This window comes from Pseudomonas sp. B329 (assembly GCF_023127835.1).
Lineage (GTDB): Bacteria > Pseudomonadota > Gammaproteobacteria > Pseudomonadales > Pseudomonadaceae > Aquipseudomonas > Aquipseudomonas synxantha_A.
The window spans coordinates 2,097-2,587 of sequence record NZ_SPKP01000050.1; the positions used below are offsets into that span (position 1 = coordinate 2,097).

The following is a 491-nucleotide window of genomic DNA, read 5'->3' on the forward strand; positions in this document are numbered from 1 at the left end:
GAAGAAAATCACCACGGCAAACACCAGGGTCTGCATGGATTGCGACCAGTACTGCAAGCGATGGGTCAAGGCCTTGAGCCGCAGGTTCGCCGAGGCGGTGGTTGCGTTGTAGTGGTTCCAGCTCAGCTGGAATTTCTGCTCGGCTTGCAGCGCCTTGACGTCCTCCATGCCCTGGATGGTTTCCACCAGCAAGGCATTGCGCAGGCTGGATTCGCGCAACGCTTCATTGGCCAGGCGCCCCAACTTGGCCTGGCACAACAGACCCGGGGTGACCATCAACACCAGCGCGCACAGCGGCACCAGCACCAGCGGGCCGACCAGCAGCCAGAATACGCCGAGGAACAGCAGGAAAAACGGCAGGTCCGCCAGCGCCGTGATGGTGCTGGAAGTAATCAGTTCGCGAATCTGTTCCAGCTCGCGAACCTGGGAAATGAAGGTGCCGGTGGAACGCGGCCGGGCCGAGTTGCGCAGGCGTATGGCGTGGCCAAAGA

General features: G+C 61.5%; 1 protein-coding gene. It reads right to left on the bottom strand.

What is annotated here, in order from left to right:
- Window positions 1-491 (bottom strand): ABC transporter transmembrane domain-containing protein (locus tag E4P00_RS21965; RefSeq protein WP_248133070.1); only part of this gene is annotated, 491 nt, incomplete at both ends.